18 protein-coding genes, 2 pseudogenes, 1 CRISPR repeat array and 1 riboswitch are annotated in these 20,039 nt (G+C 45.3%); of the genes and pseudogenes, 9 read left to right on the top strand and 11 right to left on the bottom strand.

Going from position 1 to position 20,039, the window contains the following annotated elements; all coding sequences use genetic code 11:
* The first annotated feature begins 87 nt into the window (after window positions 1-87).
* A complete protein-coding gene (locus C8275_RS10700; RefSeq protein WP_157948251.1) occupies window positions 88-429 on the top strand; it encodes a hypothetical protein in 342 nt (113 codons plus the stop codon).
* 514 nt (window positions 430-943) lie between these two features.
* Here C8275_RS10700 and C8275_RS10690 read toward each other — a convergent pair.
* Genes C8275_RS10690 through C8275_RS10675 form a run of 4 tightly spaced genes read right to left on the bottom strand, consistent with a single transcriptional unit; the run spans window position 944 to window position 7,199 of the window.
* Window positions 944-1,810: a hypothetical protein gene (locus tag C8275_RS10690; protein WP_106485087.1), complete on the bottom strand. Its 867-nt coding sequence runs from the start codon at window positions 1,808-1,810 to the stop codon at window positions 944-946.
* A gap of 8 nt (window positions 1,811-1,818) precedes the next feature.
* Window positions 1,819-5,469 (bottom strand): ATP-binding protein, encoded by a 3,651-nt coding sequence (locus C8275_RS10685; protein WP_106485086.1) that lies wholly within the window; start codon window positions 5,467-5,469, stop codon window positions 1,819-1,821.
* Complete coding sequence (locus tag C8275_RS10680) at window positions 5,453-6,010, bottom strand: hypothetical protein (RefSeq protein ID WP_106485085.1); 558 nt, start codon at window positions 6,008-6,010, stop codon at window positions 5,453-5,455. The genes C8275_RS10685 and C8275_RS10680 overlap by 17 nt, the downstream gene beginning before the upstream one ends.
* Window positions 6,000-7,199: a hypothetical protein gene (locus C8275_RS10675; protein ID WP_106625813.1), complete on the bottom strand. Its 1,200-nt coding sequence runs from the start codon at window positions 7,197-7,199 to the stop codon at window positions 6,000-6,002. The genes C8275_RS10680 and C8275_RS10675 overlap by 11 nt, the downstream gene beginning before the upstream one ends.
* Before the next feature lie 508 nt (window positions 7,200-7,707).
* Here C8275_RS10675 and C8275_RS10665 point away from each other — a divergent pair.
* Window positions 7,708-7,986, top strand: a complete 279-nt coding sequence (locus C8275_RS10665) for a hypothetical protein (RefSeq protein WP_022384404.1) — start codon at window positions 7,708-7,710, stop codon at window positions 7,984-7,986.
* A gap of 43 nt (window positions 7,987-8,029) precedes the next feature.
* On the opposite strand, the gene C8275_RS10660 is transcribed toward C8275_RS10665, so the two are convergent.
* Window positions 8,030-8,434: a hypothetical protein gene (locus C8275_RS10660; protein WP_234395747.1), complete on the bottom strand. Its 405-nt coding sequence runs from the start codon at window positions 8,432-8,434 to the stop codon at window positions 8,030-8,032.
* A 363-nt stretch (window positions 8,435-8,797) separates the two neighbouring features.
* On the opposite strand from C8275_RS10660, the gene C8275_RS14870 reads away from it, so the two are divergent.
* The 5 genes and pseudogenes from C8275_RS14870 (at window position 8,798) to C8275_RS10640 (ending at window position 11,038) form a co-directional block, all read left to right on the top strand.
* Window positions 8,798-8,932: a hypothetical protein gene (locus tag C8275_RS14870; RefSeq protein ID WP_369861192.1), complete on the top strand. Its 135-nt coding sequence runs from the start codon at window positions 8,798-8,800 to the stop codon at window positions 8,930-8,932.
* Window positions 8,933-8,965: 33 nt separating this feature from the next.
* Complete coding sequence (locus C8275_RS14985; RefSeq protein WP_369861191.1) at window positions 8,966-9,184, top strand: transposase; 219 nt, start codon at window positions 8,966-8,968, stop codon at window positions 9,182-9,184.
* Between the two features lie 282 nt (window positions 9,185-9,466).
* A pseudogene (locus C8275_RS10650) lies at window positions 9,467-9,697 on the top strand (CRISPR-associated endonuclease Cas1); the annotation flags it as partial.
* Window positions 9,698-9,833: 136 nt separating this feature from the next.
* Window positions 9,834-10,189: a CRISPR direct-repeat array (repeat unit 47 nt; unit sequence GCTGTCTCTGATAGTTCAAAGGTAATCATTTAGAAGCAAATCACAAC).
* Window positions 10,190-10,198: 9 nt separating this feature from the next.
* On the top strand, window positions 10,199-10,513 hold the full coding sequence (locus tag C8275_RS14655) for a hypothetical protein (RefSeq protein ID WP_157948250.1): 315 nt from the start codon (window positions 10,199-10,201) through the stop codon (window positions 10,511-10,513).
* Between the two features lie 87 nt (window positions 10,514-10,600).
* Window positions 10,601-11,038, top strand: coding sequence for a hypothetical protein (locus tag C8275_RS10640; protein WP_106485083.1), 438 nt, complete (start codon window positions 10,601-10,603; stop codon window positions 11,036-11,038).
* A gap of 651 nt (window positions 11,039-11,689) precedes the next feature.
* On the opposite strand, the pseudogene C8275_RS10635 reads toward C8275_RS10640, so the two are convergent.
* The 5 genes and pseudogenes from C8275_RS10635 to C8275_RS10615 all read right to left on the bottom strand — a co-directional run.
* Window positions 11,690-12,260, bottom strand: a pseudogene (locus C8275_RS10635) (phage minor head protein); the annotation flags it as partial.
* Window positions 12,261-12,534: 274 nt separating this feature from the next.
* On the bottom strand, window positions 12,535-13,146 hold the full coding sequence (locus C8275_RS10630; protein WP_199881962.1) for a response regulator transcription factor: 612 nt from the start codon (window positions 13,144-13,146) through the stop codon (window positions 12,535-12,537).
* Entirely contained in the window at window positions 13,140-13,844 is a 705-nt protein-coding gene (locus C8275_RS10625; protein WP_022385797.1) for a hemerythrin domain-containing protein, read from the bottom strand. Before C8275_RS10625 ends, C8275_RS10630 begins: the two co-directional genes overlap by 7 nt.
* A 264-nt stretch (window positions 13,845-14,108) precedes the next feature.
* Window positions 14,109-14,777 carry a bifunctional 4-hydroxy-2-oxoglutarate aldolase/2-dehydro-3-deoxy-phosphogluconate aldolase gene (locus tag C8275_RS10620; protein ID WP_106485082.1) on the bottom strand — a complete coding sequence of 223 codons (669 nt, stop codon included), beginning with the start codon at window positions 14,775-14,777 and terminating at the stop codon, window positions 14,109-14,111.
* Window positions 14,778-14,834: 57 nt separating this feature from the next.
* The gene (locus C8275_RS10615) at window positions 14,835-15,857 is read right to left on the bottom strand and encodes a sugar kinase (protein ID WP_022385795.1); all 1,023 of its coding nucleotides are present in this window, start codon (window positions 15,855-15,857) and stop codon (window positions 14,835-14,837) included.
* A 289-nt stretch (window positions 15,858-16,146) separates the two neighbouring features.
* Between C8275_RS10615 and C8275_RS10610 the strand changes: the two genes are divergently transcribed.
* Together C8275_RS10610 and C8275_RS10605 are read left to right on the top strand one after the other, a co-directional pair.
* The gene (locus C8275_RS10610) at window positions 16,147-17,637 is read left to right on the top strand and encodes a UxaA family hydrolase (protein WP_106485081.1); all 1,491 of its coding nucleotides are present in this window, start codon (window positions 16,147-16,149) and stop codon (window positions 17,635-17,637) included.
* A gap of 62 nt (window positions 17,638-17,699) precedes the next feature.
* Complete coding sequence (locus C8275_RS10605) at window positions 17,700-19,004, top strand: Na+/H+ antiporter NhaC family protein (protein ID WP_106625812.1); 1,305 nt, start codon at window positions 17,700-17,702, stop codon at window positions 19,002-19,004.
* A 131-nt stretch (window positions 19,005-19,135) separates the two neighbouring features.
* Here the strand turns inward: C8275_RS10605 and C8275_RS10600 are convergent, their stop codons facing one another.
* Window positions 19,136-19,507 (bottom strand): thioesterase family protein, encoded by a 372-nt coding sequence (locus C8275_RS10600; RefSeq protein WP_106485080.1) that lies wholly within the window; start codon window positions 19,505-19,507, stop codon window positions 19,136-19,138.
* Window positions 19,508-19,575: 68 nt separating this feature from the next.
* Window positions 19,576-19,773, top strand: a riboswitch (cobalamin riboswitch).
* Window positions 19,774-20,039 lie beyond the last annotated feature (266 nt).

Genomic DNA, 20,039 nt, shown 5'->3' with positions numbered 1-20,039 from the left:
AAGGCACTGTGAAGGGCTTCGTTTGACAGAATGTCAAGGGGGGGGAGGATGGTTTGTTTCTATACCTGTGGTGATATCGGTATCTCTATGGAAGAATGGACGTATTTGCTCAATAAAGAAAAAGCAGCACCCTATATTGACGTATTGCTATGCTTCTTACGGGAACCGGAGCATAAGGGAACATGTAGTGTCATGGGGTTGAAATACGGAACTACTTCACAATATTACAATAGTAAGATTACCAACTTTGCCAAATGGGTTCAAAAAGAACTGGGACGTTTCCGTGTGGTGGATGTGGACGGGAAGCCGGCGGTGCATGAGCTGATGGAGCTCACGTTGGTACGCTTGTTGGTTGATGAAAATTTTGTCGTCCATGGCTTGCTATTTAAAATAAAATATCTAGTTTTGCGAAAAAGACAGTGGAGGTAAACGCGCCCAATGGGCTTAGGACCCGGGTTAACGCATTCCATTGTCTTTTTCTATTTTATACCGGATATTAAATCGTCCGTTTTTTTTGCCATGCGCTCGATGAGGACGGAAGCCGACGGTGCATGAGCTGATGGAGCTCCCGTTGGTGCATTTTGAGTTGATTGATGAAAATTTGTCGTCCATGGCTTGCTATTTAAAATAAAATCACTATGTTTGCAACAGCTCCACAAGGAGTTAGCGTGTGCTGCGGCACGTCGCATCGCAGGGAGGTCTGTTTTCAGGCTTCCCTGTTGTCATTTTATAAACTAGCCATTTACGAAGCATGGTTTCGAACAGCTTTAAATCACCGTTTGAATCGGTGAGAAGCCAGCCTATGTCAGATTGCATGCGGTGCACCTTGAATGCTGCGAACACCTCGTTGGAGGGCAGAAGTCAGAGGATGAAGTAATCTATCCGCCCACCAACATAGAAGTCTAATGACCGATTCGGGTTAAATTATACCGAAAGAGCATAATCAATCGGAAGTTTGATTCGAATGACAGCATATATACCCCTCTTGATCATAGGCTTTTCGCTCCCGATGAATTAAAGCTATCAGTTGCTGCAACTCGAATACGTCTGACTTGATATCCTTAAAATAGCTATACTGTTCATCATATCGTTTGTTGGAACCAGCCTTCAAGCGGGATTCAATGTCGCCCGGAATTAGATAGGAAGACCGTTCCTTACCTAGATATTGTTGGAATTCAACGAGAAATATATTTATTCCAGCCAAATCAAAGTCGCCGAAGTGAAGATAATGATTGGGAATGGAGCATAGCCATCTTCTAAGATCTGTGGATTGTGGATATCTGGATACAAAGAGTATTCTGTTGGAAAAGTCATGTGCTGTAAGATATGCTTCAAAGAAAGCTCTTTGCTTACGAATCATCCTGAAGTTCTCCATATTCTCAACACCAATTACTACCACGTTTTCCGGAATTGTAAGCTTTTCCCAGTCTGAAACAAAGAGAAAGCTTCCTTCCTGTGGATTGACCATAAAAGGCTTTTCGTCAAGAAAACATTCAATCGGTTCGTAGCTGTTTACCGGGAATCCGGGGCAGGAGCGAATCGTAACCAGTTTGGAGTTCCCTGTCCCCATTGCCATTGACGCACGGGAATCAGTAAGATTTACTTCAAGAATCCGATAACTTTCATCCTTATCCATAAGAAATCTTTTAAGGGCTTCCGTGTCGCGAGCACGATAGGATTTCCTGGAACCATGCGAACTTACCCATAGCATACCTTCTGCCAACAGTTCGTCAAGTAACTTACGGCTTAGCTTTGAACCGGCGACTTGTTCACCAGCCAGCAATGCTTGTATCGATGTACTTATAGCCATGGTACGGACTAGTTTATTCGTTTCAACAATTTTTCCACCCTCGTCTTTACCCCATGTTTACTTAACAGATACGTATAGCGGTAATCGTAAGGATTATACGATGTCGGTGAGCTGTTAATGAGATAGATATTGCGTGAATTGGCAAACTGCAGAATGCCTTTTATATTGTTGGGGTGCAAGCGTCCTATCTCATCCATCATGCAGTGTACAATGAAATCGCCACTTTTTTTGGCTGCCTTTTTCTTAAAAACATTGATGAGCATGATATTGACCATCGCTTTCACCAGAATATCTGTACCATCCGATCCTACATTGTTAATACGTTCAACCCAACCGGTGTCATTGTCGTTTTCTTTCACACGGAACTGTAAACGGAAAGCGTCCCCCAAAGATACTGTCGGACGATTGGGCTCGTTTTGCAACTGGTGAGACAAACTCTTCAGATAATCCACAACCTTACGGTTCACGTCATCCCGGTTATTACTTGAGAAAAGATTCAATTCGCCGATTGAAAGGGCATTTTCTGCCGCATAATCGTGGATGGATATGAGCAGTTGCATAAGCTTGTCTGAAGACTCATTTGCTCTGAGTTCAATACTCTTGATTACACCTGCAAAGTTCTTTTCTATAAAATCACGGTTTATGGCTTGTATCACTTCGTCTACATCCGATCTGCGCTTCATCAGTGAGCCGATTTCTGTTGAAATACGTCCCAGGATATCCTTATAATGTTCGCTGGTGCGCCTGCGGAACTCCTCGATTTTATTGTTGTCCATGAACTCCTGCAAATCCACGGCAATCTGCAGATAGTCATTGTCTGTTACGGGCATTGTATTGAAATGAAAAGCATTTTGAGGCTTGAAGTTACGATTGAAACTGACAACGATGTATTTAAGCTTGTCTATCGATTCACGTTTCTGATTGACCGTGCCTCTAAGTTGACTCAACAGTTGCTGACAATCCTGCTCGGTACTCTTCGTTTTGTCATCAGAGAGGAAAGTATCAGGTACCAGATGTTCATTCTCTACCACCTGATGATAAAGTTCCAAACCTTCCCTTCGATGCGTGAGTTCCTTAAGAATCCGCTTCAGCCGTTCGTCCATTTCTTTGCATTTTTTCTCGATACGCGTCCGCTTGTCTTCATAACGCTGACGTATCATTGTGAGTTGCTGTTCAATGGTCTTGATGTCCTTTTTGATTTCCGGTTCCTTAGCAAAGAGATTTTGCTCAGTGTCGCGGTATCTGATGACAATTGCACGTTCATTTTCAATACTCTTTAATAGTTCCTTCAATTCATCCAAAGCCTTACGATATTGTTCGAGCAGTTTCGTGTCAACACCTTTGCCTGCAAGTTCAGCTACCAGCTGTTCATCAAGCTGTTTCTTCTGCACAGCGAACTCATGATTACGTGTGGTAGCCTCAATCTCTTGTCTTTCTTTGAAAAGGCGCAATTCCTCTTCGAGAACCTTCACAGCCTTATTAAATGATAAATCAAGATCCTTAAGGTCCTTTTTATTCTTTATTTCATTCTTATTACGAGTATCCTTTTCTGAATTCACTTTCAGTACTGCTTCATTAAAAGCACGTTTGCGGATTTCTTTTTCCTGGTTAATTTGCTCCTGCTCTTCCATCTCCAGCTTGTGTCTGTGGGTTTGCAGATTCTGTCGCTTTACAGGAATCTGTCCTTCTTCCACCTTCAACGATGTCATTTTCTGACGAAGTGGATTCACTTGTGCAGCATATTTCTTACCAAGTTTAGAAATTTCTCCCTCAAGAGTAACAGGTAATTGTGTGAGCTGACGGTTGATTTGTCGCACTAGCTCTTCCAAGTTATTCTTCTCCGATCTATATTCGTCAGGCGTACGATGTACGTAGGCAATATTATCCAGGTTTAACTTTACGCCAAACATACCATCAGTCCCAGTGTCCAACTGAGGTTCAAGCCCTTGAGCATACAGAATCCTTTCTTCGTCAACGACTTTGCCTATTGTGTTTTCCCAACCTTCGGCATTCTCACAAAGCCACTTGTAAAGAGAGCCGTCCAAATGAGCCAATAAGTTATTGATTTTCGTGATTTGTTCACGCGTTTGTGTCCGGTCAGTTTCAAGACGTTCCTGCTCACGCTGGAACTCCTGTTTTATTTCCGTTTCTTTCATCTCATACTCGGCAGTAATCCGATCAATCTGACTTCGTACAGCTACTTGTTGTATGGCGTTCTCCTTCTCCATAAAATCCAATTGCTGCAATTCATCATCAACCTGTTTTATTTCAACAGCCTTCGGATGCCACTGACGAAGTTCCTTCAGTGCGTTATCAGCCTTACTCTGTTCAGCCAACAACATTTGCAGACGCTCGTCCGAGTCATGTCTCCAGCTGTTGAAAGCTTCCATAATCTGATTCCTGCTTTTTGTACGTTCTTCCTCTACCTTCTTGCGCCTTATCTGAAGTTCGTCCTGTTTCTGATAATACGCCTCTTTCTGGATGTTCTCGAATGCCTGACGTGCATTTTCCAGTTTACCCCTTGCAATGTTGTACTTTTCTTCTATCGATGCATGGGTTTTCAATAAATCATCCAATAGTGTTTGTTTCTCCGTCATTTCCTGCTTGACAGCTGTCTCCCGGTCGGCACGAGCGAGTATAGCCTCAATACCCATGGATTCGAAATCCTTTCTTGCCTGCGCTATTTCCTTTAGTTTACTTTTCTTTGCACCAAGGTCCTGATTCAGCGAGTCTTTTTCTTTTTCATATTCTGCGGTAAGTTCTTTCCCACGGTTATGCTCTTTCTCCAGGTCCGCTCCAATATCTGCTGCTTGGGCTTTCAAAAGAGGTATATGCTCTTCATTATAAGCTACAGCATAATTGAGCATACGCCATACGTCCAGCAATTGCTGGTCAAGTGCTACGATTGTACGCCCCTGTTCGGCTATTTTCAATGCCTGCTGACGCACCGGATAACTGCCATCACGTGATTGGCGGAACCAACAGTCTATCTCGTCATACTCACGCTCAAAGTCCGTAACAAGGCGTCTGTAGGTCTGCAAATCAATGGGCAAATCTTCATCTGTCATCGATTGTATGATGGTATTCTTGACAAAGTCCGCATCGAGCTTTGTATTCAGGAAAACATTTTGAATACTGCGTGGGATATTCTGATAATGTGAACTCTGCACCAGTGCATAACGTGTATATTTATAGTCATGAGTGTTACCGAAGATTATATCCTTGAACATCACACCGGATTCTATTCTAGCAGACACAGCCACATCCTTGTCTATACGTTCACGAATCTTCACCCAGTCACTCAATACCTGCTTGCCGTTGTCAATCAACCATTCACGTTGATAAGGAGCATCAATGAACCTCCACGAAGCACGCCCCTGATACCTGCTGACAAGTATCGTATAGGCCCCATTATCACGCATCACCTCATAAAGTATATAAGAGTTCGATTGATGAAAATAGAAATCATCAAACGATTTCTGTCCCTGCTGGATGCCCAAATGTTGTTTATCCGCATTGTAGAAAAACAGCAGTGCTCTCAATACCGTACTTTTACCGACACCCTGAGTTCCCGTGAAATGCACATTTCCATCTACGGAAATCTCTGCATACGGAATATTGGCACTATTGATAAAGATTATCTTATTCAGGTATTTCATCTTCGTTTGCTATTTGAATTATATCCACTAGTTCCTCGGCATAACGGAAGGCCGAAGTAATCTTATAGGTTTCATCAAGTTCACTGATACATTCAGCAAAGCCCATATTCTGCATTTCCTGGAGTAGTTTGTTCACTATCTCAACATTTGAGCCCATACCGTATTTCCTGAACAGGTGCTGTGCCTTTTCCTTCAGTTCGATATCCAGACTGATCTGTTCTATCAAATGGCTTTTACGGAATTGATATCCTGCAGCAAATGACTGATTATAGCATTTCAGAAAATCCAGATAGTCAAGCCATTTTGAGAAGCTGTCCAATTTCTGCTCTATCGTCTGTTTACTCTCTCCCATTCTTGAGAAATAGAAGTAACCATTACCAGATTCCAGTTGCAGACCGATTTCCTTGAAGTATTCCGTATAATCCTCCAGATTTTCCTCAATATCCTCATATAGATGGCGGACAGAGGGGTCTGCACTGTCTACCGAAAGGAACTCCCCTCGGCTTAACCGCTCGTATATTCTTTGAGTATTATTTCGCATAAATTACAGGGTATTCAATGTTTTGGTAAATTGCATATTCGCCTGTTATCCTGCATTCATCAGGGTGCAAGATAACCAACTGGCAGAAGAGGGTAGCATGCTCTTCTATATTACGTTTTACTTTGTAGTCATACTTCAGAATGAATTCAAACAGATTATAGCTTGATGCTAAAAACGCATTCCATACTTCGGCAGAATCCACCTCCTTCAACTGGTGGACATGTTCTTGCAGGTCGTCTTCCGTCAAGGGAGCAGCTTCCGTTCTTGCCATCTTCTGTATTCCATTCCGTTCGGCAATTCGTTTCAGCAACTTTACTACCTGTTCATTTTCCCTCAGCATTTCCAGAGACAGACGAATCCTATTGTATTGTCGGGATTCCATCCAAAGAGGATTTCTTTCTTCCAATACATTGAGGATATTCGTATCAGTCTTGATGAGCAACTGATCTTGCAGATACTTCAGCTTTCGTATCTTTTTGTAAAGTCTGTTCTGCTGGTCTATCTGATTGATGTAGGAAATAATCTGTCTGTCAATCTCCATTAGCGCATGATAAGCTTCAACAAAATCATGCTTCACCTCGCTACACGTCTTGGCCATGTGCGGATCATTTGCCATGATAAAGAAGGCTTGCTCATTATCCATCAGTTTTTCACATTCACGTATCATTGCGCGAATACTATTTCCCTTCTCATCCAGATTCTGCAGCTTCTTCTTTTTAATGATATAATTGGGTTCCTGCTTATAGGCGTTGTCCATATTACGCTTCAAATCCACCACATTCTTCAAGGTTCTGAATCCGGTCTTCTTTAAGAGCTGGCGCACACTATCCTGATATCCGGCTTTACGATTGGAATTAGTCTCTTGCAGAAAATACCCTATATACTCCTTCAAGGTGTTGATACACTCCTGTACGCTCAACACACTGATTTCCTCATTGACATTCAGTACTTCTTCGAAAAAGTTCAGGTAGTCACTCTCTATCTCAACCGTATTGCCAGATTCCACCAATACGCCATAGTCAACCAGTCTCCTCAATCTTGTTTCATTTCCTCCGACAAGTTCTATGGCAAGCCCAACCGGAAACTTCATGAGCTTCCGTTTTTCAAACATCTCGCTTAGTAATCCTTGTTCACGCGAGAGTGTCTTGGTCAATTCTTCTATGCTTCTGAAATGTGTCAGAACATCCATATAGTTAAAACTCTGTGATTGGCACAACATCTATTTTATAACCGTCTTTCTTCATTGTACGTTTCAGGACTCTCATATCATGACATATCTGAACAAGACGTATGATGTTACTATTCAAATACAATATTACTGTTTTTTTATTCAAACAACAATGTTTGTTGCATAAAATATAAATGATATTTTGCATTGAGCAAGAATACTTAGTCCACTGAGTAAAATGTAGAGGTATGAAGTGAATTTCGTCCTGCGCAAGAAAGGTTCGGTGGTCGCCATTGGGTTGAAAAGCAATGTGGAGAAGTGTACGAAGGGATTGGATAAATTCCGCAAGCTGTTCCATCCGCAATCAGCGTTTATTGTGGAAGAGGGTGGCCTCAGTACGGAGGATTTTCTTTCGATGGATTTGAGGAAGTTGTTTTGAATTTGGAATAATAAAAAGGAATAGCTATGGATACATTAAGTCTCACAAAAGTAAAGTCATTGTTCATCCTAACTTTAATACAAAGAGACGATGGACAAAAGAAACAAACTTTGGAGACGTCAACAGATGTCGCGTGTGTTTAAGGCTCGCATGATTCTTTATGCAGCTTATGGAACTCCTATTATCCATGAGGATGGAAGTATGGACAATCATCCACATTGGTTTGAGTTGGCAAAAGAAAAATGGGCAAAAGTTTATCAATCTACGGGAACTCCATGTAGCTGCTGGATATGCAGGGGAGAAGAGTATAACCGTAGAGAGTATAAGAAAGAAACTTTGCGTATTATCCGGGAATCTACTGAAGATTAATGTTAGGGTCACTTCTTTCCGTTGTATGGGGTAGAGAGTGACCTTATTCTATAAGTCTTTCTACCAATGGCACATAATACTCTCGTACCTCTTCTGCCGTAGGTGTATGGGCACCGGGAAAGTGATAAGCATGGGTGTAGTGTTGCAAGAACAGCGGTTCGAAGTGAGCCAAATGGTCATTCTTTCCGAAAAGTCCCCAAATATGGTTGGTCATTTCTGGCCGGCAATCGTCCCATTGATGGGCTTGAATATCGGCAAACTCATCTATCAGCGGTTGGTCTATCACGAAATGTTGCTGTCCGTCCGCTCGTGGTGATTTGTACTCATGCGCTCCAATGCGTTCGGAAAGGAAACGGGTCATTTCAAAATGGGGATTACCCAACAAGGCAGGTATTCCCAAACGTGATGCCACTATCTGCCCCAAGAATGAGCCGTTGCTATTGCTCACCAATACATTTGGATGCTCACGTTAGCAAAGTTTTGTAATGAATGTGAGAGCTTCGCGAGGGTGAAGCGGAAGGTCGGGCGTGAGGACTTCCCCCTTACTTTCGAATGCCTGCTTCAATGCTTGGGCAGGTATGCAACTGCCCGAGGCAAAGAAACCGTGGAGGAAAAGTATTTTTGTAGTTCTCATTATTCGTTTGCTAAATGTTTCAGTAACATTTACTGTATTACAAAAACAAATTTATATGGCTAAGGTATAAAATTTCTATGGAATATCTCTTAAGCTTCCCTTACATCCACTACCAGCTATTCTGCGATGTGAGGATAGATCGTGAAAGACAGGATAGTGAGCATCAGCAAACCCTATGTGAGACCGATCGTGAGAGGTAAGGAAGTGAAGAGAGTGAAGTTCAGAGCAAAGTGCAACAATATCCTGATTGACGGACTCTCCTTCATCGAGAAGCTGTCGTTCAATGCTTTCAATGAGGAAACCAGACTGTAGCACTGCCTGAAGATACACCGGAGGCTTTTTGGGGTGGATGCGGCGCAAGTCGGAGGAGATGCCGGCTATGCTGGTAAAGCCAACCAGGAGTACTGCAGGGAAAGAGGGATACAGACTTCGTTTGTAAAGAGAGGTCGTCCGGAGCTCGTGAAGAAAAAGAATGATATCATCCGCAAAGAATTGGCGAGGGTGAGGGCGACAAAGATGGAGGGGTCGTTCGGAATGCAGAAGGAATACTATGGCTTGAAATGAATCAAGGCAAGGACGAGATAGATCGAAATCCCGTACATTTTCTTTGGCATTCACACGGCGAATGTAGTCCAGCTTTTTCGGAGGGAAGTCGCCGAAATTGTTCAGACTGCCTGATGTTCTATATGTGGAACGGAACCTTTATAGGAGTATTGTCTCCAGTTGTGGCGGAAAATGAAAAAATCGGATTCCAAATGAAGCTGATGATATAAAAAATGATGAGTTCAAACGGAAAAATACAGGGACTGTCTGCCGAATTACTCATAATGATGGAATTAAACGACAGTCCCTACTCTTGGCATCCATCATTATAATCGTTACAATGCATATTGTTTGGCTGATGATATTATGGAACCTTATCGTCCATATGTTGATAGGTTGGTCTTTCAAATGTCTGGACGATATGATATGAGCAAAGTAGAACTCACGAAAAGTCAAAAAGCGGAGTTGCTGTCTATCCCTACGCTAGATGTGCAAATATCTGGCAAGAGGAGTCCTTTGATGATAGCTGTTGGGGCAGAACAGCAATTGGAACTCTTCTAGAAACAATAAATCCCACCTCAGAGTGGGATTTATTGTTTTGAAACAGCCTTTTTTTATTTTCCTAATAGGGTATTTAACTTGTTTATATTCAGAGAATAGTATATAATCTGCTGTCTCTGATAGTTCAAAGGTAATCATTTAGAAGCAAATCACAACCCTGCCCGCCTTCCGCACGACAAGGGCATCGCTGTCTCTGATAGTTCAAAGGTAATCATTTAGAAGCAAATCACAACTTCCCCTCCGACGGACGAGAGAGCCGCGTCAGCTGTCTCTGATAGTTCAAAGGTAATCATTTAGAAGCAAATCACAACTAGCTCTGTCGGTTAGAATAGATAGACTACGCTGTCTCTGATAGTTCAAAGGTAATCATTTAGAAGCAAATCACAACATCAAGACACAATGTGTCACATCTATAATTGCTGTCTCTGATAGTTCAAAGGTAGTAATTTAGAAGCAAATCACAACCGGCTTTTTTTGTGTCCGAACACCAAGCGAGCTGTCTCTGATAGCTCAAAAGTACAATTAGAGTTTGGGAAAATCGAGTGGGCTCCGTTCCAGGGCGGCAGCCAACGCGGCAGAGGTATCGTCACCATCCACCTGGTGACCGACTGGACAGAGGGTGGGTACGATGCAGCCTTCGACCTCGCCCACCGGGTCTATAAGGCTCTTGACGGACTGAGCGGGGAGAGCTTCAACGGACTGTCGCTGGTGGAGACGAACACGAACCACAACCACGAGGAGATACTTGAGAGCATCGACAGCTATGCCGTGCGTTACCTGTTGCGATAGGGCGCACGAGTCGCAACGATGAAGCCCCGACGGACAGTTACCGCCGGGGCTTTTACATGAAATGTTATACCTTTGTGCCTAAAAAAGATGACAGTACTACATGATACAGGAGAAGGTTGGAATGGCTTTGTTCGAGAGCTGATTGAAGCCAAAGAGAAAGTGGAGCTTCAGCATGAATCGTTAATACGCCATCTGTCAGGCACAGCCGCAACCTTAATAGGCATAATCTCTGTTTTTGGTGACATGTCACGAGGGAATATGCTTCTTCGCTGCCTGACAGTAGCGAGTGTGTTATTTCTGTTGCTGACAGTCCTTGCCGGTGTATTGTATTGTTTTTTGCAGTACAAACTAAGGTTGAAAGCGCTTTCGAATACTTTAAGGCAATATCAAGAAGGTTCTGTGGATGTCGTCGGACAGGTCTCCTCGTCAACCGCCTCATGGCTTGCAAAAATCTTCCCTTGGCTGTTGTGCGTGGGGATAGTCCTCCTATCGGCAAGCGCAGCGTATGCTCTACTGAGGCGTTGAGAGCCTTCCTGATTTTCTCATCTTGTATCTTTTCCTCCATATCTTGATGTGGTTTAGAAAATTGTTATTACCTTTGCAGTGCGAGGGATGGGGCAACCTTTAGAGACCCGCTCTCGCTCCAGCCAAGTTTCTAACTTGGCTTTTTTATTTGTATGATTTCATCACCTTGGATGCAGTAAATCAAATCAAACTTTTTGTACTGTGAGGTTCCCTTTAGACCATTGAATTTTGCAAGACCGGTTTGGAAGTTCTCCGAAGAGAAGTTTCCATTAGGGAAGAACAGAACCGCAATTCTTGATTCAGGCTTTGATGCGCAATGTTTGAGTGCATTCCTTATATTGTTAGGTGTGCCGCTTTCAGCACCTGCAACCTCAAATTTAAGGTTGTCCCAAAGTCCCTCGCAACTTTTACCCTTATATACATTTTGTGGCTCTTCTTCCAAAATTACAGAGTGTCCATGCTTATATCCTACATTTTGTATTGTGGTCTCATACCAGCCTTTGTCTTTGTCTAAGTTGTGCCCAATGTGGGTGGCTTTCAGGCCACCGTTCTTTTCGTCAAAGACGACATCCTTATATTTCTCGTCTTTGATGAGTTTACCGTACAAGGAGCGGTTCTTTTCTATTTGTTCTTTTTGAACCTCTTTGATGCCTCGAAGTAGTTTACACGCCTCACATACCTCATTCTCCGGAACGAACCTTGCCAGTTTGACTTTGCCCTTGGGGATGTCGCAGTCGCGACACCGGCGGATGGTGTAAGGGTTGTAGTCAGGGAAGGTCTTCTGCTCCTTGCCGGGGTTGAACCGGAACATTCGCTTCGTGTCCCGTTGCAGGGCTTCCTCGCCAAGTGCCATCGCCTCGTCGTGGGGCGTGGCGGGGTATTTCGCCTTGCGCACCTGCACCACGGTACAGCGGCAGTTCCAGCCGTTGGGCGGGTAGAACTCCTCCCAGAACGGGTCAGAGGGCGGCAGGGTCACACCGTTCAGCGCGGCATGTTCCGGACGCACCTTGTCGTCACCTGCCGTGCGATACTGCAGGTTGTAGCGGTCGCCGTCCTCCGAGAACCGCTCCCACCGGGCTGCCATCTCCGCCGATGATTGCACGAAGTTGTACTCCGCCCGCAGATAGTTGGAGTTGTAGGTCTCGTCGACCTTCCGAACGTCGTTCAAAAAGCGTTCAAACGTCTTTCGTTCGCCGTTCTCGTCCAGCAGGGACGGAAACGCTGATGGCTCAAAAATAGTAACCTGAGGCTGGTTGTATTCTGCTTTAACAAAAACAGGCTCGCCCCGCGAAATCACTTCGGGGGGCGAGCCTGCAATTTATGTACTAATAATTAATAAATTGTGGTTACGTAATTTTTATGACTAACTAACTTATCTTTCTTAATGACATTGCAAAGATAGAGGGGTTTCACTGTTCCTGCAATCCCTATTAGAAGGTATATTACACATGCCGAATCCCTATTTATAGGTAGAATGGGGCGCAAAAACGAACAGTTTACATCTTTACATCACCCAATTCAACCAGGTTATTGACAATCGCATAGATAGTTAGTCCGGCGGGAGAATGGATTTGAAGTTTGCGGGAGATATTCCGTCTGTGAGTAATCACGGTGTGGATGGAGATAAAAAGCTTTTCGGCAATCTCCTTGTTTGTCATTCCCTTGACTACACATGTAATAATCTCCCGTTCCCGCTGACTCAGTGTATCGGTGTCGGTATCTTCCTCTTCTTTCTGAGACTGGAAAAGCGCATTTATTTTCGTATAAATTACTTCTTCGTTGTCATAGAGAGTGATTGACTCATCATATTTCTTCAACAGGTTCTGGTCCGTCATGTTGCACAGTAAGGCTATACACTTGACGGAAGCAGCCTGCTGGTCGGCTTTGAAGTTGTCAATGTTGAACCATCCTTCAAAAGCCGGGTCGACAATCAGGACATCGGGGACATGACTCTGCATGCAATTTTCCAAAGCTTCCAAAGAGCTGACTTCAATCAGCTGGATGGCATGTGCTGTCTCGGGCATGTGCTTCAGGATGGTAAGCATCCCATGACGCACGATTGCCGATGACTCGGCGACAGCAATCCACATTACATCGTCTTTCATAATATTCCTTTTTTCTTTTCCAACTGACGGACTACCGGCACGAGCAGGAAGTCTTCAATCTTACAATGTGACGCAAGGTCTTCTTCACAACTGAAGATATCAATCAATACGGCGTTGAGCAGATTATTGTTTCCTTGTTCAGGATAGTATTTTAATATGATATTCTTCAGCTCCACTAGCTTCATCCCGATTTGGTTATGGCGGCGGGCAAAGACACTGATTGTATAGCGACTGTCTGGAGTACCGTCCAGCAGGGCGTCGACATAAGTGAATACATTCATTTCTTCATACTCCATGTGTCGGCGGACCTCTGCCACATATTCGTCGAAGAATTTCAGAATAAGGTAGGTGATTTCGCTGTGTATGGACTTGCTGATGGCTTGCACGAGCCGTTCGCGGATGGAAGGCAGGAAGAAATCCAAGAAGTAGCTGTGTGCCTGCTTGAGATAGTCCATCAAGTCACGGACGGAGATTTGTGACAGGTTGCCTTCCAACAGGTTGTTCCCTTCATGGATGAAGTTTGCTACTGCCAGAAAAGTCGGACAATTGACTTCCTTCTCTCGGCAGACCTGTTCCACCGTCTTGTCACCAAAGCCTAATGGCAATCCGAAACGGCTCATCACCAACAACAACTTGTAATCGTGGTTTATTAAATCGCCCATCTTGTCGGAGGGCATGAATTTGACGCTTTTATAATCCATACATAGAGCTTTTATGCTGAATATCCGTTTAGTGGATATCCAATAATTAGTATACAAAGGAACATGAAACTGTTTGAACAGCCAATCCCCATTTGTAGGTATTTCCAGCCTTTGTCTACCAAGAAATAGGTAGTAAGGCTCAGGGTAGGGGAGGTAAAGATAGGAAGAAAAGAGGTCGTTCCACATCTATTGCCATAAAAAAAGCGGGTTGCCTTCAACCTCTTGTTGAAAACAACCCGTTTTGGGAATATGCCGATAGACGGATTACTTGCGTGCTTCAGCGATGTAACCCAATGCTTCTTTGCACTTGTCGGTTACATATTGCCAATCTTCAGCAGCTACTTTATCCTTCGGGAAGAGCTTGGAACCCATACCTACACAGAATACACCTGCTTTCACCCATGCGGTGAGATTCTCCTTGCTAGGTTCTACGCCACCGGTCACCATAATCTTTGACCAAGGCATCGGAGCCATCATACCCTTTACAAAGTTCGGACCGTAAACATCGCCGGGGAATACCTTGCAGAGGTCGCAACCTACTTCCTGTGCAAAACCTACTTCGGATACGGAACCGCAGCCCGGGGTGTAAGCTACGAGACGACGGTTGCAGACTTTGGCAATTTCGGGGTTGAACAACGGACCTACCACGAAGCAGGCTCCCAGCTGGATATAGAGGGCAGCTGTTGCCGGGTCAACTACAGAACCCACACCCATGGCCATTTCCGGGCATTCTTTTGCTGCGAATTTTACGACTTCGGCAAAGACTTCATGGGCAAAATCGCCACGGTTGGTGAATTCGAATGCACGTACACCACCTTCATAGCAGGCTTTAACTACCTTCTTTGCTACTTCAACGTCCTTGTGATAGAACACAGGAACCATACCGGTTGAACCGATCTTGTTCAGCACGGCTACTTTATCAAACTTAGCCATATATTTTTTATTCTTAGATGCTTATAAAGTTTCTACATTCTTGCTTGAAGCCATGGTTTATCGTTGAACACGACCACTGGCATTACCACCTGCAAGGCTTTCAACTTCTTCTACGGAAACCAGGTTGAAGTCACCGTTGATGGTATGTTTCAAGGCGGAAGCAGCAACGGCAAACTCAAGAGCCTCACCCTGGTTGGGCTTCGTCAACAGACCATGGATAATACCGCCGGAGAAGGAGTCACCACCACCAACACGGTCGATAATCGGGTTGATGTCGTAGCGCTTGGAGGTATAGAATTCCTTGCCGTTGTAAATCATTGCTTTCCAGCCGTTGTGTGTAGCAGAGAATGATTCACGAAGGGTAGAGATGACATACTTGAAGTCGAAGGTCTTGGCCATCTGCTCGAAGATTCCCTTGTAGCCTTCTGCGTCGGTATTGCCACCTTCAACGTCAGCATCGGGTTTGAAGCCCAGGCAAAGTTCAGCATCTTCCTCGTTACCAATACATACGTCAACGTATTGCATCAACGGGCGCATGATGGACTGTGCTTTCTCCTTAGTCCACAGTTTCTTGCGGAAGTTCAGGTCAACGGATACGGTCACACCGTGACGCTTGGCAGCTTCACAAGCGAGTTTGGTCAGCTCGGCAGCCTTGTCCGAGATAGCCGGTGTGATGCCTGACCAGTGGAACCAGTCAGCACCTTCCATGATGGCATCAAAATCGAAATCACTAGGCTCAGCTTCTGCAATCGCTGAGTGGGCACGGTCGTAGATTACCTTGCTCGGACGCATGGAAGCGCCGGTCTCCAGATAGTAGATACCTACGCGGTCACCACCACGGGCAATGTAGTCGGTCTTCACACCATATTTACGAAGTGCATTGACAGCCGACTGGCCAATTTCATGTTTGGGCAATTTGGTTACAAAATAAGCATCATGACCATAATTTGCACAGCTTACAGCTACGTTGGCTTCGCCGCCGCCATATACTACATCAAATACATCTGATTGGATAAAACGTTTCTGACCCGGTGTAGAGAGTCTCAGCATGATCTCGCCTAATGTTACGATTTTTCCCATAATTGTGTGTGTTTAGTAATTATACCTTAGAATTAGTAGATTCGATTAAACATCATGCAAATGTAGTCATTAAAAACGAAAAGCCAACTATTTGAGGACAAAATTTATCGCTCTTCCGTGTTCGAGCACGTATTTTCCGTTTTACCGGCTCTGAGTATGCTCGGATTATTGTTCCTTTTCAAAGATTTTTCGGACTGGATTGAACCGCATTCAGAAATAAATGTTTAAATTCGTGCCCTAATAGAACACAGTTCGGAAATCATATTATTAAAGAACATAAGCGTATATTATGGAAACCAAGTATTTAAAAATCAACCCTGCTGATAATGTGGCTGTAGCCATATCGGAACTCAAGGCCGGTGAGACCATCACCGTAGACGGCATAACTATCACCGTAGCCGAAGATATCCCTGCCGGACACAAAATCACGCTGAAGGATTTTGCCGAAGGAGATCAGGTAATCAAGTATGGTTACCCCATCGGACATGCACAAGTGCCCGTCAAACAAGGACACTGGATCAATGAGAAACAAATCAAGACCAACCTTGCCGGACTGCTTGAGTACACCTACAATCCCGTGAATGTAGAGCTGGGCATCCCCCATGAGAACCGTACCTTCAAGGGATACCGCCGCAAAAACGGTGATGTGGGTATCCGTAATGAAATCTGGATTATCCCGACTGTAGGCTGTGTGAATGGCATTGCCAACCAGCTTGCCGAGAAGCTCCGTCAGGAAACGGGTGGTAAGGGAGTGGACGCTATCATGGCGTATACACACAATTATGGATGTTCCCAGTTGGGTGATGACCACGAAAATACCAAGAAGATCTTGCGTGACATGGTGCTTCATCCCAATGCCGGAGCTGTGCTTGTGGTCGGATTGGGTTGCGAGAACAACCAACCGGACGTATTCAAGGAGTTTGTCGGTGAGGTAGACCCGGAACGCGTACAATACATGGTCAGCCAGAAAGTGGAGGATGAAATCGAAGAGGGTATGCGCATCTTGCGTAAGCTTTATGCTGTTGCCAGCAAAGATGTGCGTGAAGAAGTGCCCTTGTCAGAACTCCGTGTCGGTCTGAAGTGTGGTGGCTCGGACGGCTTTTCTGGTATTACCGCCAATCCGCTTTTGGGCATGTTCTCCGATTATCTGATTGCACAGGGTGGAACGTCTGTGCTGACCGAGGTGCCTGAAATGTTCGGTGCGGAAACCATCCTGATGAACCGTTGCAAGAACGAGGAGCTCTTCAACCAGACTGTACATCTTATTAACGACTTCAAGTCTTACTTCCTCTCACACGGCGAACCGGTGGGTGAGAATCCGTCACCGGGAAATAAGGCGGGAGGTATCTCTACGTTGGAAGAAAAGGCATTGGGTTGCACGCAGAAGTGTGGTAAGAGCTATGTAATGGGCGTGATGCCTTATGGTGAACGCCTGAAGGTAAAGGGGTTGAACCTGCTCTCTGCTCCCGGCAACGATTTGGTGGCAGCCACCGCACTGGCTTCTTGCGGTTGCCACATGGTGTTGTTTACCACCGGACGAGGAACCCCCTTCGGCACGTATGTCCCGACCATGAAGATTTCGACCAACTCCACGTTGGCAAAAAACAAGCCGACATGGATTGACTTCAATGCCGGTGTCATCGTTGAGAACGAACCGATGGAAGAGACTTGCCGTCGCTTTACGGACTATATTATTAAGGTAGCCAGCGGCGAGCTGACCAATAATGAAAAGAAAGGCTATCGTGAGATTGCCATCTTCAAGAATGGAGTGACTCTCTAATCATTCGCATATAAGCCGGAAAAACGTTATCTTTGCGCCCGTTTGAATACAAATGGAACGCAATGAACGAGAATCCGAATATCCGTCAACAGAGAAAGCCAAGTTTGTGGGCATTGAGTCCGCTGCTTGTCTTTCTCTGTTTGTATTTGGTCGTGTCCCTGTTGGTCAACGACTTTTATAAGGTGCCCATCACCGTAGCTTTCGTGGTATCTTCTGTCTATGCCCTGTTCATTACCCGTGGTATCACTCCGGCGGAACGTGTTACTCTCTTCTCACAAGGGGCTTCCAACAAGAACATCATGCTCATGCTCTGGATTTTCATCCTTGCAGGAGCATTTGCCCAGTCCGCCCAAGCCATGGGTGCGGTCGACGCCACTGTAAACCTCACGCTGCATCTTCTTCCTGACCAGTTGCTGCTGGCGGGTATCTTTCTAGCAGCTTGTTTTATCTCGACTTCCGTAGGGACATCAGTCGGCACCATTGTGGCACTGACTCCCGTAGCCTTGGGATTGGCAGAGAAGACCGGAGTCGACATACCATTTATGGTCGCCATTGTGGTCGGCGGTGCCTTTTTCGGTGACAATCTCTCATTCATCTCCGACACGACCATCGCTTCCACGCAGACGTTGGGATGCGAGATGCGTGACAAGTTCAGGGTCAACAGTCGCATTGTCATGCCGGCTGCTATCGTGGTCTTCCTTTTCTATATTATTGAAGGGTATCGGGTACAGACACCTGACAGTCTCCAGCAGGTGGAATGGGTGAAAGTGATTCCCTACGTCATTGTCCTCGTCACGGCACTGATGGGTGTCAATGTGATGTTGGTCCTTCTTCTGGGCATTGTGTCAACCGGACTTCTTGGCATGTTGGAGGGAGGAATGGACTTTTTCGGGTGGTTCGGAGCGATGGGACAAGGCATCAGTGGAATGGGAGAGCTGATTATCATTACGCTGTTGGCTGGTGGTATGCTGGAACTCATCCGATACAACGGAGGCATCGCATACATTATCGAGAAGCTGACCCGTCATGTCAATGGTAAGCGAGGTGCTGAACTGACGATTGCCGCGTTGGTCAGCATTGCCAACTGCTGTACGGCCAACAATACCATTGCCATTATTACCGTAGGTCCGATAGCTAAGGACATTACCGAGAAGTTTCATCTTGACCCGCGCAAAAGTGCCAGTCTGCTTGATACATTCTCCTGCCTGGTGCAGGGCATCATCCCCTATGGCGCCCAAATGCTGATGGCTGCTGAACTGGCTTCGCTCTCTCCGTTGAGCATCATACGCTATCTGTATTACCCGTTCTGTATGGGCATCATGGCTTTGCTTTGTATTTTCTTCCGCTATCCGAAGCGATATTCTTGATTCTGTTCTGTTAAAGTCGGGCATTGTCCGGGTGAGGATGAGGAGACAAGAAGACGGATGGACAAGGTTGCTGTTTCAGAGAATTCAGCCCTTGTCCATCCGTCTTTCGGGTTCGTTTGTCCGTCCCTTTCTTACAGTTTTGCCAGGAACCGTTCGCGGTCGACGATGAAGCGCACGTGAGTACCCTCACCGACGAGCTTGTCTCCCTCATGGGCGGAGACACGGAAAGTCAGTTTGCGTCCATCCACTTCCGTCAGTTCGGCAGTAGCTTCTACAGAAGCACCCAGTGCAGACGGCTTGAGATGCGATGTGTGGATGAGGCTGCCCACGGTTGTACTGCCTTCAGGCAGGTGGGGTGCCACGCACAGCATGGCGGCATGCTCCATCAGCGCCACCAGGGCAGGGGTGGCAAACACGTTCATATCTCCGGAGCCAAGTGTGGCTGCCGTATTGTTTTCCGTCACCGTCGTGTGGGCGGTAAAAGTCAGTCCTTTCTCTAGCATAGTGCGAAAAATTAAAGTTTGCTGGCGCAAATATAGTGATAAAAGCTTTGGCGATTTGAAAATAACCCCTACTTTTGTGCCGCATTGGCTCGCGAACCTGTTCAGGGGAGCGATTAAAAGGGAATCAGGTGAAAGTCCTGAACAGTCCCGCTGCTGTGAGTTTCTATACATTGTAAGAGCAATTACTCTTGCCACTGACCTAAGGGTCGGGAAGGCGCTGCTTACAGAAACAAGTCAGAAGACCTGCCATGCCTGCACAAAGGTATCCGTCTTTCGAGGAAAGAGGCGGAGCACGTGACGAATCATACGATTATATTTTATTTGTTGGTTACCCGACAGAAGAACGGTGTCATTCTTGGGCGTAGTGTATCTGCATGCGTCCCGGACCGACGGCCGTCAAACACAGGATTTACTGTAAGATTATAATAGATTGCATAAACTCTGCCAAGTTTATCAAGGATACCCGGCCGAAGTGATTCGTTCGGGTATTTATTTTTGTCTTTAGCAAGGCCTAAAGGTTCCCACGCTTTGG

The sequence above is a fragment of the Bacteroides sp. Marseille-P3684 genome (assembly GCF_900291465.1).
Lineage (GTDB): Bacteria > Bacteroidota > Bacteroidia > Bacteroidales > Bacteroidaceae > Phocaeicola_A.
The sequence above is the reverse complement of the archived record's forward strand: the minus strand, read 5'-3'. Positions and strand labels throughout refer to the sequence as shown.